We start from the raw sequence: 18,418 nt of genomic DNA on the forward strand, positions 1-18,418 counted from the left end.
AGCACATGCAGGAGTACATCACAGGGTGTCGAGTCCGAGTTCCAGATTGCCTCCTGGAATCGCGGCAAGCAAATCCCTCGTGTATTGACGCTGGGGATGCTCGAAGACCTCGTCGGTCGTCGCATGCTCCACCAACTTGCCGTGCTGCATCACGACCACCTCGTCGGCGATCTGCCGGACCACGGCCAAATCGTGGGTGATGAAGAGGTAGCTCAATCCGCGTTCCGCCTGCAAATCGTTCAGCAGATGCAGCACCTGGTCCTGAACGAGCACATCCAGCGCGGATACGGCCTCGTCGCAGATGATGACATCCGGGTCGAGCGCCATGGCCCTGGCGATGGCTATACGCTGACGCTGTCCGCCTGAAAGCTCGTTCGGATAGCGTCCCATCACCGACTGCGGCATCTCCACCAAGTCGAGAAGTTCGGCAACCCGCTTGCGCCGACTCGAGTCGTTGCCGATGCCGTGGATGCGCAAGGGCTCCTCGATGGAACGGTAGATCGAATACATCGGGTCAAGAGAGCCGTAGGGATTCTGGAATACCGGCTGCACATGCCTACGGAAGTTCATCAGTTCCTTGGCATTGAACTTGGAGATGTTCTGACCCTCGTAGCTCACCGTTCCAGAAGTCGGGTCGAGCAGATGCAGCACCATGTTGGCGACCGTGGACTTGCCCGAACCGGACTCGCCGACTATGGCCAGCGTCGTGCCGCGTTTGACGGAGAAGGATACGTCGTCGACGGCCTTGAAGAGGTCCTTGGTCCGGGGAAGCTTGAACTCACGGGTCAGGTGATCCACGGTGATGATGTGTTCGCTGCGATCCAGACCCTGCTCATCGACCAGGCGATGTTCCATAAGCTTGGTCGCATCCTCACCCCGTTCAGTGGCAGAAATGATGCGCTGAGAAGCCAACGACGGCGCCGCATTGACCAGCCTCTTGGTGTATGGATGCTGCGGGTGCTGAAGCACATCGAGGCTTGGCCCGGATTCCACCACGCGACCCTTGTACATAACGACGATATGCTGAGCGCGCTCAGCAGCCAGACCCAAATCGTGCGTGATGAACAGCACTGCCGTGCCGAGGGAGTCGGTGAGTTGCTTGAGATGGTCGAGAATCTTCTTCTGCACCGTGACGTCGAGGGCACTGGTGGGTTCGTCGGCGATCAGCAAATCAGGACGTGAGGCAAGACCGATGGCTATCAGGGCTCGCTGACGCATACCGCCGGAGAACTCGTGCGGATACTGGCGCGCTCTTGTCGCGGCATCGGGAAGACCCGCCTCCGCAAGCAATCCTGCGATGCGATCATCGATTGAGGAACCGGTGACGTTGCGTTTGGCGATGTCCCAGGCCTTGTCCTGATTCACACCGGCCTGAATGAGATCCTGGGCCACACGCCAACGTGTTTCCGAACCCGGAATCCACTCGTCGGTGAAATAGGCAAGCTTCTTGTCCACATCCTTGACACCGGCCTCGGTGATGGCCTGCTTGGATTCTGCAAGCAATCCAGGAAGTTCCTTGGATGAGATGAAGAGCTCGTCGTCCTTCTTCTGCAGGTCTACTTCGGCATTGGCGAAGGCTTTGGACAGGTTGGAACGCTTCTCGTGCTTGACGTCCATCCCATTGGCCTTGAGCGCTTCCTCGACCTGCTTGCCGATGCGCCACACCGGGTTGAGATTACTCATCGGGTCCTGCGGTACCAGACCCATTTCGCGGCCGCGAATATGCTCGAAATCCTTGGTGCTCAGGGAGGTGATGTCCTTGCCCTCCAGCTCGATGCTGCCGCCGACGACATGTCCTGTTCCGGGCAGCAGTCCGAGCACGGCCATCGCGGAAGTGGACTTGCCCGAGCCGGACTCGCCGACTATCGCAACCCACTGCCCGGGATAGACGTTGAAGGAGGAATCCCGCACGGCATGCACGGCCCCTCCCGTGTCCGTAGTGAAGTCGACCTGTAGGTTTTTCACCTCAAGAAGCGGTTTGTCCGGAGACAGCACCGTTCCTGACGCCTGTTGTGCTTGCGCGGCGTCAGCGACGGGACGATTGTGTTCGTTGTTCACGTGTTCAGTCATAATTCCTCCGCTCAGGCAGTCCGGCTCTTGGGATCAAGTGCGTCTTTGACGGCATCGCCCATCATGATGAATGCGAGCACCGTTATCGCCAATGCGAGCGACGGGTAGAACAACACCTGAGGTTGGACTCGTAGCAACACCTGCGCTGTCGAAATATCCCCGCCCCAACTCACGACTGTCGAAGGCAAACCTATACCCAGGAAGCTGAGCGTCGCTTCGGAAACGATGTACGAACCAAGCGAGGTGGTGGCGATCACGATGACCGGCGCCAGAGAGTTCGGGATCACATGACGGAAGAGGTTACGCATAGGAGATGACCCCAAAGCCGTCGAGGCAGTGTTGAATTCGAGGTTCTTGGTCTCCATCACCGAACCTCTGGTGATACGAGCGACCGAAACCCAACCAAAGAGTGCCAGTACGAGAACCACCTTCCAGATGGAAGACGACGTGCGAAACATCTGCAGTACCACAATCGCACCCAGAAGCAGAGGAATGGCGAAGAAGATATCGGTGACGCGGCTCAAAAGCGCATCCACCCAACGACCATAATATCCGGCGATGGCACCGACAAGACCTCCGAACAGCGTGGCGATGAGCGTGGTGAGAATACCCACGCTAACCGAGGTGCGCGTTCCGTAGACCACTCGTGAATATATGTCGCAGCCTTGCTGATCGAAACCTAAAGGATGCCCCTTGCTACCCGGATTCAAGGAGTTCTGCAGTGTGCAGTAGTTCGGATCCAGTTTTGTGAAGAGCTGGGGGAATACGGCCACGATAAGAATGAATATGATCAGCAGTCCCGAGATGATGAACAAGGGATTCTTGCGCAACGTACGCCACGCATCTGCCCACATGCTGGTCGCCGGTTCGTCCTCATCGACCGTGTCCACCTCCTTGAGAGGTGTTTCGTCCAAGGGAGCGACAAAGCGCTCCTGTCCCGGGAAAGGTGTTATGACGAAGTCCTCTGCAACACCAGAAGTTGCGTCTCCGGACATGGTTCCTTCTTGTTCTGACTTCATTTGTTCAGACATCGTTATCCTCTCACGCATACCGGATTCGTGGGTCGAGCACCGCATACAGCATGTCCACCACCAGATTGCAGATCACGAAGATCAGGACGAGAATCGTCACGATTGACACCACCAGAGTGCCTTCGCCACGCAAGATGCCTTGGTACAAGGTATTGCCCACACCTTGGATATTGAAGATTCGTTCGGAGATCATTGCGCCGCCCATAAGAGCACCGATATCAGTGCCGAGGTATGTCACGACCGGAATCATGGAATTCCTGAGGATATGCCTCATCGTCACCGAATTGTTCGTCATGCCTTTGGCACGAGCGGTACGCACGTAGTCCTCATTCATATTCGAGGAGACCTCGGAACGCGTGAGCCGGATGATATATGCCATGGATACGCTACCCAGCACCATTGCGGGCATCAGCAGATCCAGGAAGCCTGGATTGGTGCCGGCCGTCACCGGCAGAATATGCCACTTCACGCCGAAAACGAACTGCATTACAAAGCCCGTTACGAAGGTGGGCACGGAAATCAGCAACAAGGAAACGACCAGTATGACGGTGTCATACCACTTGCCCTTTTTCAGACCCGAGATGATGCCGAAGATGACACCGAAAATCGCTTCGAAAACAAAAGCCATCAACGCCAGTTTGATGGTTACCGGAAATGCTCGCCCAATAACGTCAATGACCTGCTGTCCGCTGAAGGTTTTCCCGAAATCAAGCGTCATGGCATTCTTCAGGAACAAGAGATACTGAATGATGAAAGGCTTGTCAAGATTGTATTCAGATCGTATCTGTGCTGCTACGGCCTCATTGATCGGCTTATCGCCAAACATGGCTTTTACCGGGTCACCCGGCAGCGCGAACACCAAAGCGTAGATCAGCAGAGTCGTGCCGATCACCACTGGGATCATCTGCAGCACTCGTCTGAGCAGATATTTACCCATCGGCTTGCTCCTTATCGTTTATCCGGATATCGCATTCCGGCTTCATAATTACTCCAACCATCCCTTAAACATGGAAATGTGCATTGAGCGTGGCAAGGACCGGAATCGCATGATCCTTGCCACGCTCTTTGCACAAAACTTCAGACCGTCAGCTTACTCCTACTTGGTGAGGTCTTGGTAGACAGGAAGGTTCTTCCAGTTCATGGTGAAGCCCTTTACGCCCTTTGCTGCAACACCGTTGGCGTTGGAGTAGTAAAGCGGGACGGCAGGCAGATCCTTGAGAAGGATTTCCTGAGCCGCCTGATAATCCTTGTTCGCGTCGTCCTCGCTGGAGCTGCTTGCTGCCTTGCTGATCAGTTCGTCGAAAGCGGTGTTCTTGTAGTCGCCATCGTTCGAACCGTTACCGTCAGCTGCCGAGGAGGAGTACAGCGGCTTCAGGTAGTTCTCTGCCGACGGGTAGTCGGGCTGCCAGCCCGTACGGAAGGCGGACTTGATGGAACGGTCGCTCACTGCTGCACGGAACTCGCTGAAAGTTGGCATCGGGTTGGTTGCCGCGTCAATGCCGAGGGTGTTCTTCACGGAGTTGACGATGGCATCGTACACCGGCTTTGCGCCACCGTCGGCGTTATAAGCGAAGGTCAGCTTGTCGGATGAATTCCAAGCGGAAATCTTGTTGGCTTCGTCCCAAAGCTTCTTGGCCTCGGTCTTGTTGTACTTGAGTACCGAATTGCCCTTGAGGGAGTCAGAGAACCCTGGGGTCACGGGTGAAGTGAAATCGACAGCCGGGGTACCGACACCGCCGAGAACCTTGTCTACGATGGCCTTGCGGTCGATGGACATGGAGATTGCCTGACGACGCAGGTGGCCTTCCTCGTCATTCTTGAAGTGCTCGAGAGTGGAGGGGAAGGTGAAGGACTGGAAGACCGAGCCTGCCTTGTTATAGGCCTGAAGGGTGTCGTCCTTTTGGAACGTGGTGGTTGCCGAAGCAGGAACGGTTTCCAGTACGTCGAGGTTTCCTGCCTGAACATCAGCATATGCAGGATCGACATCGGTGTACATCTTGAAGGTGATGCCACCGTTCTTGGCAGGAGCGTTGCCCTTGTAAGCATCGTTCTTCACGAGCTTGATGCTCTGGTTATGGGTCCAGGACTCGAACTTGTAAGCACCGTTGCCAACCGGCTTTTCGCCGAAGGCCTTGGGATCCTTGAAGAAGGACTCAGGCAGAGGCGCATATGCCGTGTATCCGAGCATAATCGGGAAGACAGAGCTTGCCTCGTTCAGACTGACGGTGAATGTGCTGTCATCAACGACCTTCAGGCCGGAGAGCTGGGCATCAGAAGCGACACCCTTCTCCTGTAGGGCGTCGTAGCCCTTGATGACGGAGAAGAAGCTGGAGCTGACCTGTGCATTGGTCGCGTTGGCACCGTAGCTCCATGCCTTGGTGAAGGATTCGGCGGTCACCGGGGTACCGTCCGAGAATTTCCATCCGTCCTTCAACGTGATGGTGAACTCGGTGTTGTCCGAGTTGGCCTTGATCTCCTTGGCGACCTCGTTCGACGCCTTCCCCTTGGCATCGAATGACACGAGCTTGGCGAACAGCAGATCGATGGGGTTGCCACCGCAGGTCTCGTTGGTGTTGGTCGGAATCAAAGGATTCTGTGGTTCGCAGCCGTATGCGCTGATGATGCTGGTGCTTGCCGAAGCGTCACTGCTTGCGTCGCTTGAACTACTGCCGCAGGCGCTGAGCCCAAGGGCCAGAACGCATGCAGTGGCAGCGAAAAGTGAGAGTTTAGAACTCTTCCTCATTGATTTTGCTCCCCTACTTGATTGTGGTGTGCACAAAGTCTCCTTTGCGCACGTTGGGGTCGGTGCCTTCTTCTCACCGACCCCAACGTCTTTCATCGCTCTATTCTTGTCGCAATTGTCGAATCGCACAATTCCAAAAATTAACAAAAAGGGCATGGAATGACCTATCGGCGTCATCCGGATACCCATCGAATATCTATTCGAATGTCAGTGTCCTATAAGGATTCGGCTATATTCTTGCCTTTCCTGCGTGCGGAAGCTCTTCGTAACACAAAGAATGTGAATGTTACGAGAATGTTAACGGACGGTGGATTTCACGCTCTTGGAAAAGCCTGTCGATACCGCTTCTTCAATTGCTCGATTGAGACATGCGTGTAACGCTGAGTGGTGTTCAGGGATGCATGGCCCAGCAGCTCCTGGACCTCGCGCAGGTCGGCTCCCCCGTCCAGCATGTGCGTCGCAGCGGAATGCCTCAAGGAATGCGGGGAGATGTCGGGCACCTGGGCGATTCTGGCCTGCCTGTGCACCACATCCGATGCCTGGCGCACTCCCAGTCGCCCACCCCGCGCTCCGAGGAACACTGCTTCACGCGCAGCATCGTGGCCGCCCTTGCTGCGCGCCCTGCTCCCGTCTCCTGAATGATCGCCCGATGTCTGACCCTGCGGACTCGAAGCGTGTGGTGCCGGAAGCAGTATCCCGCGCCCCTCATCTACCCAGCGTTCGAGCGCATGCCAGGCCGGAACACCGAATGGGACGACCCTCTCCTTGTTTCCCTTGCCGAGCACTCGAAGCGTGCGACGCGAATAGTCGATATCGTTCAGATCCAGCCCGACGAGTTCCGATATTCGCATGCCAGTGGCATACAGCAGTTCGACCAGCGCGGCATCACGCAACTCCACAGCCCAAAGGGTATTCCGCTGCACCCCATCCTCTTTCGAGGACCGCGGACCTGAGGAAGCAGCTCTGGAAGCCGGCGTATCAGAGTCGTTCCGAGACTGTTGCCGCATTGCTTCATGCACTGGCCGTTCCGCGCTATCCATCATTCGTCGCGCCTGCTCCTCGGTGAGTATCCTCGGCAGTTCCTGAGACTGTTTGGGAGTGACGAGCTCAGCCGCGGGATTGCCGCTGATGAGGCCATGCTGCGACAGATAGGCGAAGAACCGGCGTATGACGACTATCTTGCGGGCCAGGGTCGAACGCGCATGGCCATGCGACTCATGCGCGACCCATAGGCGCAGATCCTTCACGCTGACATCGTCGAGGTCGGCGATGCCACGAAGTTCGAGAACATGCAGGATTTCGGCGGTATCCTCGCCATAGGATTTGACGGTGTTGGGGCTCAGACCGTCATTGACGCGCAAGTACTCGAGAAAGCTTTCGCGCATTCGGGCGAAACCGCCATAACCGCGCTCATCGTCAATCATCTGCGTCATACGGTCCATCCTACTGAAAGGGCTCTTCCACCCTCAGTTCAATGTCCCAATCATCTGCTTAAGGTATGGGTAGGAATCATTGGGATTGGCGTCGCTGAACTTATGCGTTTTCAACACCCAGCACAGGCGGTATGACCAGTATCACGATCGGTTCAGAGTACCTTTCGGAATGCTCGGGGTCGCACTCGGATCGACACGATTTCAATCAACACAGAACAGGACCTGTTATGGCACTTCACGGATCACGGGAAAGAGAACAACGCCAGCATGAGTTGGCACGAAGCCGCCGGAGCCGTGCTTCATCGCAGGACCCGGAAACGACGGCGCAGGATTCCGACACCGTAGCCGAGGCAATCGACCTGTGCAAGGACTATGGCGACAAGGATGCGGTTGTCACGGCTCTGGACCACGTGAACGTGAAATTCCGCCGTGGTGAGATGACAGCCATCATGGGCCCCTCCGGCTCAGGCAAATCGACGTTGATGCACTGCATGGCAGGTCTGGATACTCCGACCTCGGGAAAAGTCATCGTTGAGTCGCTGGAGGTCTCATCGATGTCGCAGAAGGAGCTGACCAAGCTCCGGCGCGAACAGATCGGCTTCATCTTCCAGTCCTTCAATCTGGTGCCCACACTGACCGCCGAGGAGAACATTCTGCTTCCTCTGCAGATAGCCAAGAAAACGATTGACAGACAGTGGTTCGACAAGGTGGTCGATGTCGTCGGCCTGCGCCAGCGACTCACTCACCGGCCCAGCCAGCTTTCCGGCGGTCAGCAGCAGCGTGTGGCGTGCGCGAGAGCACTGATGGCACGCCCATCCGTGGTGTTCGCCGACGAACCCACCGGAAATCTGGATTCACGATCAAGCCGCGAAGTGCTCGGATTCCTGAAATCCTCGGTAGCGGAATACGGGCAGACCATCGTGATGGTCACCCACGACCCGAGAGCCGCGTCCTACGCGGACCGGGTGCTGGTTCTGGCCGACGGGCAGGTCACCAGAGATATGAGCCATCCATCCTATGAGGAGATTCTGGCGGTATTCAGCGATCCTGATAGCGAAGACCACAACAGCGACACACAGACCGAGGCTCAGCCGACGGATTATGCTCAACAGCACACCAATCCGCATATCGCCGACCAACCCGGAATGATCGCACAGAACGAGGTCTCCCGTGATTAAGATCGGTCTTCGGGAGGCTCGCTCCCACTTCTCCAGATTCGTCATGTCCATGATCGCCATAGCTTTGGGCGTAGGCTTCGTCGTGGGTTCATTCTGCTTCAGAGAAATGCTGAACAACCAGGTCGATCAGATGATGGCCTCCAACATGGATGCCGATGTGTATGTCCGCGGAGACACCGCCAAGTCGGATGGCACATCCTCGGCTTCGGGCACGAGCTCGTCATCCACCACAACATACAACGACATCGCCATCACCTTGCAGAACGAGGTGGCCACCGTATCGGGCGTGAAAACCGCCAAAGTGCCGTATTCCGTATCAGGCTTGGTGCTCGTGGGCAAAGACGGCAACGCCGTGGCCACCGTCGGAGCGCCGACTACAGGCATCGGCATGTCGGCTTCGGACCCTTGGCGTTCCGCGACACTAGCGGAAGGCAGCTATGCCAGTGGCGAGAACGAAATCGCACTGGACTCATACGCCGCGCAAAAAGCCGACCTGCACGTCGGCGACAGCACGACCCTGGTGTATCCGGAGGGCCCGCGCACCGTGAAGGTGAGCGGCATCTTCCATACGGCCAACAGTCAGGCCGGGGCCCTGATCATCGGCCTTGACCCGGCGGTGGCGAAAGCCGCCAGCGACAAACTTGCCGAAGACCCGAACCAGGCGCAGTACATCGCCGTATATGGCTCGGCGAACGGCGGCAAGGCACTCGATGACCAGCAGCAAAGCCAGCTGGCGGATGCCATCAATGCAACGCTCCCCTCTTCCAGCAAAGCCTCGGCGGTCACAGGGGACACGGTGCGGGATGAGCAATCCAAATCAATCAAGGATTCGCTTGGATTCATCCAGCCGCTGATTCTGATTTTCGCCATCATCGCACTCTTTGTCGGGTCCTTCATCATCGCCAACACCTTCTCGATGATCGTCCGCGAATCCATGCGCGGATACGCCCTGCTGCGGTCGGTTGGCGCCTCCCCCGCGCAGGTGTTCATGACGGTGATCATCCAGGCGATTGTGATGGGCGTGGTCGGCTCCGTCGCCGGCATCGGTCTCGGATGGGGCATGGTGAAGCTCATTGCCGCAGGAATGTCGCAGATAGGATCGCCCCTGACAGGAGCCTCCAATCCGACTGCGAGCGACATCGTCATCGGACTATTGGTCGGCGTATGCGTTTCATTGGTAGGAGCTGCACTGCCGGCCCGGCACGCATCGATAGCCCCGCCTCTACAAGCCATGAACGAAACGGTCAATCCGGAGAAGCCGACGCGTCTGCGTGCGATTCTGGGCGGTGTCATGTGCGTTCTCGGCATCATCAGTTGGGTGTTCACCATCCAGCTCACCAATGCCAAGGACGGACTCACCCCATGGAAGGCCGTCAACGACATGAATGCCGGCTGGCCGTTGGGCGTTGGCGCGGCATTCATCGTCATCGGGTTCATCGTGCTCAGTCCCGCTCTGGTGACCATGGTGAGCAGGGTTCTCGGTTGGCCGCCATCACTGGTCTTCCCCGTGACCGGCAAACTCGCGACCAGGAACCTGTCGCGTTCCAAACGCAGAACCGCCAATACGGCCGCAGCGCTGTTCGTCGGCATCGCCATCGTCAGCTGCCTGTCGGTGGTGGCATCCTCGGCGAAGAGCTCGGTGTCGGGCATCGTCGACAATGGACTCAAATCAGAGTTCGTCGCCATGGCGAGCGGCGGCATGGGCACCATACCCGATGCCGGAGTCGATGCGGTGAAGGACGTGAAGGGCGTCAAATCGGTTACCGCCAACAAGCTTCTGCAAGGCGTGAAGTTCGACGGCAAGAGCGTACAGGCATCCACCGTGACCACCGACAGCTCCCTGTTCACCGACGTGTTCACACCGCAGGACCCCGTCGGAGACCCCGATCAGGCATTGAAGGACAATGAGCTCGTCGTGGCGAAGAACATCGCGGACGACAAGTCATGGTCAATCGGCGACACCCTCACCGTTTCCACCGAGCTGAGCACGGTGAAGCTGAAAGTGGGCGCCATCACGAACGACGCGACCTTCAGCTCCTCAATCATCATCGGTCATGAATCAGCGGACAAACTCGTGGCCCCGCAAATGCAGATGACCACGGCCATGTACATCAGCACCGAGAAAGGTGCCGACCTGACTACGGTCAAGAAGGCGCTTGTCGATGCGGTGAAACCCTATTACATCATTTCGATTATGAACCAGGACGAATTCAAGTCCACCATCTCATCGATGGTCGATCAGATCATGCTGATTCTCTACGCTCTTCTGGCCCTGTCGATTGTGATAGCCATATTCGGCATCGTCAACACACTGGCCTTGAGCGTTTCCGAACGTACTCGCGAAATAGGCCTCTTGCGTGCCATAGGGACCAGCAAGGCTCAGGTGCGTGGCATGCTCGCCATCGAGTCCTCCATGATATCGGTGTTCGGCACGATAATCGGCATGTTCGTGGGCTGCGTGGCAGGAGCCGTCATACAACAGGTCTATGCGTCGCAAGGCCTCGAGAAACTCGACATACCGTGGCTCGAATTGCTGGTGTTCCTGGTGATGGCAATCGTCATCGGCGTGCTCGCGAGCCTTCCACCTGCGCGCCGTGCTCTGAAGGTGCCCGTGCTGGATGCGGTATCCACGGACTGACATGCCTTGGACAACGATGAACACGATGGTGACGCAGCGGTGCCGAATCCGGGTGCTCTGATGGTCGAAGAACATCCCGATACCGGTGACGCCGCGCAAGCGTCGACATCATCCGCGCGACTGCCCGCGCACATTCCCGCAGGCGCTCGCGTGGTCGTCAGGGTCCGTGACGGCATCAGCACCAGTGACAATCGAATGAAATATCGTGACTATATCGGCCATGTGCACTACTGGGACGGCACGGAACTCGACCTGATGCGCGATGCCGCAGCCAACGGGTCCAGGCCACAGCAACGCGTCTGGCTTCGTGCCGAAACCATCGTGCGCATCAAGCCGATTCCCGAACGCCCGGCACGAAATATTGCGTAATACCTGGTGCTTCGTCTGTTGTGTAGGGATTTTCGCGGAGAAGCTGCTATGCGCCAGACAACAACACTGCAATTACGCCGAATTCATGACGTTCGCACGCCGGTATCACCAGGAATCCCTACACAACCGATATTCAGGACATGGCACGAGTCAGAATCGAGGCCTGATGGGTTGTGGTGAAGGCCGTTATCTGCTCACCGCGTCTCGCGGAATCCAGTAATTCTTCACGCCATGAATCATCGTGCAGTTCAATGCTCCCCTTCGCCTCGACCACCGTATCTCCACCGGCCTCCGGAGAATCGCGCCGCTCCTGTGCCTTAAACCGTCGGAACGGGTCGGCGGCGGCAAAGAAAGAGTCGACGGCCGTTTGGTCATCGGCGTGCAAGGCATCCGCCACCGCGGTCAACCTCACTGCCATCTGCCGCAGCAGAACCTCGACGTTCGTCGCATCCTCGACGACCATCGCCCGCGTTCGCCCGGGGTCCGTCAACGAGACCCGGGTCATGTCACGCCATGAGCCCGCCGATAGCGCCAAGGCGATATTACGATCGGGAGAATCCACCAACTGATTGGACAATGCCGTCGACACCACGTGAGGCATATGAGAGATCAAGGCGGCACAGGCATCATGGGTCGTATCGTCAAGGGCGATGAGCCGATTGTCCGAACCCTTGCAAATCATGTCCGCGACGGTAAGCAGGCGCGAATAGTCCGTGGTGCCATCGAAGGTCACCGCCCACAACGCATCGTCCAGCAACGCACTCTCCGACGCTGCAAAACCGGAATGCTCGTTTCCTGCCATCGGGTGAGCGCCGACGTAATATCGCCCCAGACCGGCCGCTTCGACTTGTTGGCGAACCATCCCCTTCACGCTGCCGACATCGCTCAGTGTGATGGATGGATGCCACACCGGTGCCAGCGCCTTGAGCATATCGGGGATGGTACGCAGCGGAGTCGCCAGCACCAGCACATCCGGCTTCCCCGTGGCCAGAGCCTCCAGGGATTCGACGCAGTGGATACCGAGCTTTGTTGCGGCCTGGTAGGGCCGGTCGTTGTGGTTCCATGCCACGACATAGCGACCCTGCTCCACCAGCCGTCTTGCGAGGGAACCACCTATCAGTCCCAGACCCGCGATGGCAATTTTATGCGCGGATGTGAGAATCGGCGATGCGTGCATACCCTGCATCGGGTGCATCATGCCTGTCACCATAACAACTCCTTGCGAATCTCGTCCTGAGAGGAGTCATTCGACGACACCCCTCCTTGCGGCAGCATCCAGGACGTGACCGGTGGATTGGGACGTTCGCGGCGCGCATAGACGGCCAGCGTCTTAATCCACGTCCCTGCGGCAATCAGCCTGTTCAGCGCACCCTTGAAGTTCGTCTGCCACGGTGCGGCATCGATGGTAGCAATGAAGCTATACGTCCCGTCATTGCCTTTGATTGGCCGGGAAATGAAACTGGTCATATTCAGCCCCGCGTCACGAAACACGTCGAGCGCGTTGGCGAGGACACCGGGACCCGTACTCAATGGTATGAAGGCAATCACCGACTCGTGTTCGACGTTCTGCATTCGGACGTCATCTCTGAACCGTCGCAACGACGATTCCCGACGATCCAACACCAGGAAGTCGGTGTGAGCCCCCTGATAGTCCTGTATGCAGGTGGCCAAGGTACGAAGTCCGTACAACGAACCGCATATTCGCGGCCCCAAAGCCACCTGGCCCGGGCGAATATCGCGGCATGCAGCGGCATTCGATGCCGCAGGAACCGGACGCAATCCTGCTGATTCGATATATCGTGAGCATTGGGCGAGGCCATGGGGGTGTGCGCTGACCTCAGTGAGTGGAATTTCCTCTGACGGAGCGGTGAAGGCATCGAATTCGATGGTCACGCCGACTCTGGCGAATGCCGCCACGTGTGCGGAATCAATCATCATGTCGAGATTCGGTACAACATACCCCTCGACGTTATTCTCCCAGGCAATGACTCCCCAACCGTCTCCTGCCTGCACGGCAGACATGATTCGTCTCACATCGCCTTCGGGGACGAGCTCACCCTCCTCGCCTTCGAGGAGAAACTCGTGGAGGACGTCGTTGGCGGCCTGATGCGTGAACGACCCTTGCGGACCGAGATAATGTATGCGTTGCGGTGAGCTCATGATGATGGCTCCTGATGGTCCGGAACGCCATCCCTAACGACGTCAGCACTTGCGGCACTGCCTGGGACAACACTGTCTGAAGCTGCACTGTCTGAAGCAACGCTGCCCATGTGGGCACCGTCAGATTCTGGAACATGCTGCTTTCGTTCGCTCGAAACGGTGCCCTTTGCCTGCTCGGAGCCTTCGACAAGGAACCATCTGCCGGGCAGCACCATCATCGCCAACTGCAACACTATAAGACCGAACAACCAGATATATCCCGCATGAAGTCCGAAGAAGCTCAGGAACACGCCTTTGCCCCCTACCGGAACAAGCACGTCTCCCCCAGGTCCGGGGAAAGCCATCAGCCACGCCATCGCCGAGGAGGCAATCAGATGGAATGCCGCACCGACCACACCGCTTCTGCTGCGTGCCGCCCAGGCTGACATGCCGACAAGCACGAAAGACAGCAGCAGACCATAAGGAATATTCTCCTCGGCACCCATCCTGTGGGTGCCCGAAGCAACCACAGCGACCAGGAAACCACTGACCAGGGATATCAGCAACCGCCAAGGCACACCCAACTGGTATGACCACGGAATATGCCTTAACGGTCGTTGGACCGGGGCTAAAACTACCGCGGTTTCACCGGACAGTGGTGTTTCAACGGATACCTGAGGCTGAGCAGACTCTTGAGGCTGAGCAGACTCTCGTGCATCCAGAGGCTCTTGGGGATTGAATGATGGCATGCCACCAGACTAGCCCAAACGTTGTATGCAGCGATACGATACCGGCCGATTGCAGGCATCGTCATCCCGATATCGCAAAACTGAGCCACGCACGCGGTCCCCGACCTTCGCACGCCCCTATGTTCGGAGACAATACACGAAGGTGCCACCCGTATACGAATACGGACGGCACCCTGCAGGCCCCATCACCCGGTTAGAGGGATGGACCTGAGACTATGTTCAGCTGTTTTGGTTCTGGCGGCGCTGCTTGGAGTACCACTTGTACCACTGGTCGCGGTCGAGGATAATCTTGCGGACGCGGATGCTCTCCGGCGTCACCTCGACGCATTCGTCCTCGTTCGCGAAGTCCAGGGACTCCTCAAGGCTCATGTTAATCGGAGGCGTCAGCGTCTCAAGCACGTCGGCCGTGGCGGAACGCATATTGGTCATATGCTTCTCCAAGGTGACGTTGATGTCGAGATCGCCGGGCTTGTTCGTCACGCCTACGACCTGGCCTTCATAGACCGGGGCCTGTGGCTGTACGAAGAAGTTGCCGCGCGCCTGAAGCTTCTGCATGGCGTACGGGCTGGCCTTGCCCTTGCGGTCGGCAACCATCGAACCGTTCTGACGCGTGACGATGGCGCCCGCCCATGGTGCGTAGCCCGCGGAAATCGAGGATGCGATGCCGGTGCCACGAGTGGCGCTGAGCAGCGCAGTGCGGAAACCAATCAGACCACGGCTCGGCACGGTGAACTCGATGCGCACCCAACCGGAACCGTGATTGCTCATGGAATCCATACGGCCCTTACGCTCGGCCAACAGCTGCGTGACGGTACCCATGTATTCATCGGGCACATCGATGGTGGTGGCTTCCATAGGTTCGTTGATCTTGCCGTCGATGACCTTCGTGACCACCTGCGGACGACCGACGGTCAGCTCGTAGCCTTCACGACGCATCTCCTCGGCCAGAATAGCCAGGGCGAGTTCGCCACGGCCCTGAACCTCCCAAGCGTCAGGACGCTCGGTGGGAACCACATGAATCGAAACGTTACCGATAAGCTCACGCTGCAAACGATCGTTGAGCATGCGTGCGGTCAGCTTGTGGTCCTTGCCTTCCGTACCCACCAGCGGGGAATCGTTGGTGCCGAAGGTCATTGAAATCGCGGGCTCGTCGACATGGATGAGCGGCAGCGGCTTGGGGTCGTTGGGGTCCACGATGGTCTCGCCGATCATGATGTCGGAGACACCTGCGATGGCAACGATGTCCCCCGGGCCAGCTTCCTCGACCGGGACGCGCTCGAGACCCTTGGTGCGCAGCACTTCGGTGAGCTTGAAGTTCTCCAGGGAGCCATCCACACGGGACAGTCCGTAGTTCTTGCCCTTGACCAGGGTGCCGTTGTAGATACGCACCAAACCCAGACGACCAAGGTAATCGGATGCGTCGATGTTGGTGACGTGAGCCTGCAGAGGAGCATCCTCGTCATACTCGGGCGCCGGGATGTTCTTGAGAATAGCGTCGAAGAGCGGCTCGAGATCGTCGTTCGCAGGGGCTTCGCCATCGGCGGGCCTCTCAGCGGAGGCATGGCCGACCTTTGCGGCGCAGTAGATCACCGGCAGATCGAGCAGTGCATCAAGGTCGAGGTCGATGCCTTCTTCGCTGACGTCCTGGGCCAGACCGAGCAGCAGGTCGGTGCTCTCGGAAACGACCTCTTCAATGCGAGCATCGGGGCGGTCGGTCTTGTTGACGCACAGAATCACCGGAAGCTTGGCTTCCAGCGCCTTGCGTAGCACGAAACGAGTCTGCGGCAGCGGACCTTCGGATGCGTCGACCAGCAGTACTACGCCGTCAACCATGGAAATACCGCGCTCGACTTCGCCGCCGAAATCGGCGTGGCCTGGAGTATCCACCACGTTGATGGTGATGCCCTCGGGCTCACCCAGCTCGGCAGCCAGAGGGCCGGTGTACTGCACAGCCGTGTTCTTCGCCAGAATGGTGATGCCCTTTTCACGCTCAAGGTCGTTGGAATCGAGCACGCGATCCGGGACTTCTTCCCTCTCTGAGAAGACATTCGACTGCTTGAGCATCGCGTTCACCAAGGTCGTCTTGCCGTGATCCACGTGTGCCACGATCGCCACATTTCGAATATCGCCACGAACCGCCATCAAAACCTCATTCTGTATTATGTATTTTCTCGCCGTATCAAAGATGTCCGGCATAAGAGACCATCTAAAGAAACCTCGGTAATTCTAGCGATGTTTCTCGACTTATTCATCCGCAGGAGATTCTATACCTTTGAAACTACGTCTACAAGCTGTAGAAACTGTGCAAAATGGCACGTTAAGAGGCGTGATACGAGTGCTTTATGTGCTGATATGCACAGTTCCGTTTACAACGACTCTGAGCGGATGCTGAACTGTGCAACAGAGCACGCTAAGTACTTCGATTTCGCAGTCACACATGCTCTGTTGCACAGTTGCCCCCCCTATGCGCCCCTCACTGACGAAAACTGTGCGATATGGCACGCGAAGCCGCCAAATCAGCGGGCTTCGCGTGCCGAATTGCACAGTTCCCGGAGCATCTCACGATGTATAGAGTTTTCAGCTGTTGTTCTACTGGCTTTCGAAGAGTTCAGAGGTTGAGATGTTCACCACCTGTTCATCCGGGCTAAGTGTCACCGCTTCTTTGGTGAAGAGATATTGGTGAACGACATGTCGTTCGAACAACGCGGCTCTCCTCTGTAACAGTCCGATGGTCTTTCCCAACGATTTACGAAGTGCATCGGAGGACTGCCACTTGCACTCGCCGACGATCAGCTCTTTGGATTCTGCGGATTCCACAACCACATCGATTTCTTCAGGCTCACCGGCTTTGCCTTTCCCCCACCATGTCCCAAAGGATTTGGCGACGAATGGCAGATGCCCTTGGGCGTTCTCCCTTCTCAGGAACTGCCGGCAAATCTCTTCAAAAACATGGCCGACATATGTCGTGAGGTCCTCAAGCGCCAAGGTGCAATAGAGGTCTCCGTTGCCTCGTTCAATCTCCGGCTTAACCGTGAACACATAGCGATACCAAAATGCAATGAAATTCTCGGATATACGGTATTGACTTTTCTTCCCCTTCAATGGATTGGCGTCGAAGGGAATGATGCGCTCAATGTAATTGAGATTCTGCAAGGTAACCAGATATCGAGATACGAATGTGTTCTGCAACTTGGTATACCCTGCAATCTCGTTCAGTGTGTTCGAACCGCTCGCTATCGCCTGCAGAACAGCGTTATAGTTTGCAGCCTCTCTGAATTCCTGCTGCATTAGCAGAACTCCTTCATTGAGCAGGTATCCGCTGATGGTGAAGTACAGTTCGTGAATGTTTTCCCGGAGACTCAGATGCGGGTTAATCAGCGACAAATAGTACGGCGTTCCACCAAAGCACGCGTAATAGTTGACCTTATCTTCATCAGAGGCATGTGGATAGAAATTGGCGGCCTCGGCATAATCGAGAGGATTGATTTTCAACTGCCCTGTACACCTACCGAAGAGAGGACTCTTCTCTCCCAATACCTGATCCTCCATAAAGCTCATACTGGAACCGCAGAGAATCAGGAATATGTCGCTGTCTTTAAGCTCGTAATCTATGGCATGCTGCAGCGTGGAGCTCAAGGCTTTGTTCGCGGCCGCTGCATAAGGATATTCATCGATCACCACCACGACGCGTCTGCCACCGAGCTGCTGTTTGACCATGGAAAAAAACGCCTGCCAATCTGCGACTGGCGGAAAATCGCTGATTCCCATCATTTCGCCCAGCAACCGCGAAAATTTTCTCAGATTCAGAGCATCGTTCACTTCCCCTGCGGGAAGATACAGGGACTCCTTGCCTTTCACGAACTCATTGAGCAATGCGGTCTTGCCAATTCTTCGTCGCCCATACACGACCGCCATCTGGAACGACTGCTTGGCATACATGTGTTCCAAAGCCTCAAGTTCCCGTTCTCTGCCAAAGAACATAGCCACACCTCACAGATAATTCACACGATTATTATAATCTAATGTAGCAAATATTACTCATAGCAGGCAGGGACCGCGCGCTGCACG

The 18,418-nt window shown here is 56.9% G+C and carries 13 protein-coding genes; 3 read left to right on the forward strand and 10 right to left on the reverse strand.

The features are described 5' to 3' along the window. Nucleotides 1-18: 18 nt before the first annotated feature. The 5 genes from DB51_RS06925 to DB51_RS06945 all read right to left on the reverse strand — a co-directional run bounded on the left by DB51_RS06925 (nucleotide 19) and on the right by DB51_RS06945 (nucleotide 7,277). Complete coding sequence (locus tag DB51_RS06925) at nucleotides 19-2,070, reverse strand: dipeptide ABC transporter ATP-binding protein (protein WP_034252801.1); 2,052 nt, start codon at nucleotides 2,068-2,070, stop codon at nucleotides 19-21. 11 nt (nucleotides 2,071-2,081) lie between these two features. Further along, a complete protein-coding gene (locus tag DB51_RS06930) occupies nucleotides 2,082-3,065 on the reverse strand; it encodes an ABC transporter permease (RefSeq protein WP_034252803.1) in 984 nt (327 codons plus the stop codon). Nucleotides 3,066-3,111: 46 nt separating this feature from the next. Continuing rightward, complete coding sequence (locus DB51_RS06935) at nucleotides 3,112-4,038, reverse strand: ABC transporter permease (protein ID WP_034252805.1); 927 nt, start codon at nucleotides 4,036-4,038, stop codon at nucleotides 3,112-3,114. 159 nt (nucleotides 4,039-4,197) lie between these two features. Then, nucleotides 4,198-5,844, reverse strand: a complete 1,647-nt coding sequence (locus DB51_RS06940; RefSeq protein WP_034252807.1) for a peptide ABC transporter substrate-binding protein — start codon at nucleotides 5,842-5,844, stop codon at nucleotides 4,198-4,200. Nucleotides 5,845-6,158: 314 nt separating this feature from the next. Then, nucleotides 6,159-7,277 (reverse strand): tyrosine recombinase XerC, encoded by a 1,119-nt coding sequence (locus DB51_RS06945; protein WP_238548325.1) that lies wholly within the window; start codon nucleotides 7,275-7,277, stop codon nucleotides 6,159-6,161. 227 nt (nucleotides 7,278-7,504) lie between these two features. Between DB51_RS06945 and DB51_RS06950 the strand changes: the two genes are divergently transcribed. From DB51_RS06950 to DB51_RS06960, 3 genes are read left to right on the forward strand one after another with little or no spacing between them, the layout of a single operon-like run. Next, nucleotides 7,505-8,455 carry an ABC transporter ATP-binding protein gene (locus DB51_RS06950; RefSeq protein ID WP_084674618.1) on the forward strand — a complete coding sequence of 317 codons (951 nt, stop codon included), beginning with the start codon at nucleotides 7,505-7,507 and terminating at the stop codon, nucleotides 8,453-8,455. Further along, complete coding sequence (locus DB51_RS06955; protein ID WP_034252809.1) at nucleotides 8,448-11,093, forward strand: ABC transporter permease; 2,646 nt, start codon at nucleotides 8,448-8,450, stop codon at nucleotides 11,091-11,093. The genes DB51_RS06950 and DB51_RS06955 overlap by 8 nt, the downstream gene beginning before the upstream one ends. Before the next feature lie 60 nt (nucleotides 11,094-11,153). Further along, nucleotides 11,154-11,462 carry a DUF6725 family protein gene (locus DB51_RS06960; RefSeq protein WP_051867491.1) on the forward strand — a complete coding sequence of 103 codons (309 nt, stop codon included), beginning with the start codon at nucleotides 11,154-11,156 and terminating at the stop codon, nucleotides 11,460-11,462. Nucleotides 11,463-11,595: 133 nt separating this feature from the next. On the opposite strand, the gene DB51_RS06965 is transcribed toward DB51_RS06960, so the two are convergent. The 5 genes from DB51_RS06965 to DB51_RS06985 form a co-directional block, all read right to left on the reverse strand. Further along, nucleotides 11,596-12,639: a prephenate dehydrogenase gene (locus DB51_RS06965; protein ID WP_034254151.1), complete on the reverse strand. Its 1,044-nt coding sequence runs from the start codon at nucleotides 12,637-12,639 to the stop codon at nucleotides 11,596-11,598. Nucleotides 12,640-12,665: 26 nt separating this feature from the next. Beyond that, nucleotides 12,666-13,622 carry a prephenate dehydratase gene (locus DB51_RS06970; protein ID WP_034252811.1) on the reverse strand — a complete coding sequence of 319 codons (957 nt, stop codon included), beginning with the start codon at nucleotides 13,620-13,622 and terminating at the stop codon, nucleotides 12,666-12,668. Further along, a complete protein-coding gene (locus DB51_RS10450; protein ID WP_238548326.1) occupies nucleotides 13,619-14,350 on the reverse strand; it encodes a hypothetical protein in 732 nt (243 codons plus the stop codon). Before DB51_RS10450 ends, DB51_RS06970 begins: the two co-directional genes overlap by 4 nt. Nucleotides 14,351-14,569: 219 nt before the next feature. Next, complete coding sequence (typA, locus tag DB51_RS06980; RefSeq protein WP_034252813.1) at nucleotides 14,570-16,492, reverse strand: translational GTPase TypA; 1,923 nt, start codon at nucleotides 16,490-16,492, stop codon at nucleotides 14,570-14,572. A 447-nt stretch (nucleotides 16,493-16,939) separates the two neighbouring features. Continuing rightward, nucleotides 16,940-18,331 carry an ATP-binding protein gene (locus DB51_RS06985; protein WP_034252815.1) on the reverse strand — a complete coding sequence of 464 codons (1,392 nt, stop codon included), beginning with the start codon at nucleotides 18,329-18,331 and terminating at the stop codon, nucleotides 16,940-16,942. Nucleotides 18,332-18,418 lie beyond the last annotated feature (87 nt).

The organism is Bifidobacterium crudilactis, from assembly GCF_000738005.1.
In the GTDB taxonomy this organism is placed as follows: Bacteria; Actinomycetota; Actinomycetes; order Actinomycetales; family Bifidobacteriaceae; genus Bombiscardovia; species Bombiscardovia crudilactis.

What these genes read in the sequence shown, in the direction of transcription:
- DB51_RS10450 (WP_238548326.1), bottom strand. Translation starts at nt 14,350, where the DNA reads ATGCCATCATTCAATCCCCAAGAGCCTCTGGATGCACGAGAGTCTGCT.
- DB51_RS06985 (WP_034252815.1), bottom strand. Translation starts at nt 18,331, where the DNA reads ATGTTCTTTGGCAGAGAACGGGAACTTGAGGCTTTGGAACACATGTAT.
- DB51_RS06950 (WP_084674618.1), top strand. Translation starts at nt 7,505, where the DNA reads ATGGCACTTCACGGATCACGGGAAAGAGAACAACGCCAGCATGAGTTG.
- typA (WP_034252813.1), bottom strand. Translation starts at nt 16,492, where the DNA reads ATGGCGGTTCGTGGCGATATTCGAAATGTGGCGATCGTGGCACACGTG.
- DB51_RS06960 (WP_051867491.1), top strand. Translation starts at nt 11,154, where the DNA reads ATGGTCGAAGAACATCCCGATACCGGTGACGCCGCGCAAGCGTCGACA.
- DB51_RS06940 (WP_034252807.1), bottom strand. Translation starts at nt 5,844, where the DNA reads ATGAGGAAGAGTTCTAAACTCTCACTTTTCGCTGCCACTGCATGCGTT.
- DB51_RS06925 (WP_034252801.1), bottom strand. Translation starts at nt 2,070, where the DNA reads ATGACTGAACACGTGAACAACGAACACAATCGTCCCGTCGCTGACGCC.
- DB51_RS06945 (WP_238548325.1), bottom strand. Translation starts at nt 7,277, where the DNA reads ATGACGCAGATGATTGACGATGAGCGCGGTTATGGCGGTTTCGCCCGA.
- DB51_RS06935 (WP_034252805.1), bottom strand. Translation starts at nt 4,038, where the DNA reads ATGGGTAAATATCTGCTCAGACGAGTGCTGCAGATGATCCCAGTGGTG.
- DB51_RS06930 (WP_034252803.1), bottom strand. Translation starts at nt 3,065, where the DNA reads ATGTCCGGAGACGCAACTTCTGGTGTTGCAGAGGACTTCGTCATAACA.
- DB51_RS06970 (WP_034252811.1), bottom strand. Translation starts at nt 13,622, where the DNA reads ATGAGCTCACCGCAACGCATACATTATCTCGGTCCGCAAGGGTCGTTC.
- DB51_RS06965 (WP_034254151.1), bottom strand. Translation starts at nt 12,639, where the DNA reads ATGCACGCATCGCCGATTCTCACATCCGCGCATAAAATTGCCATCGCG.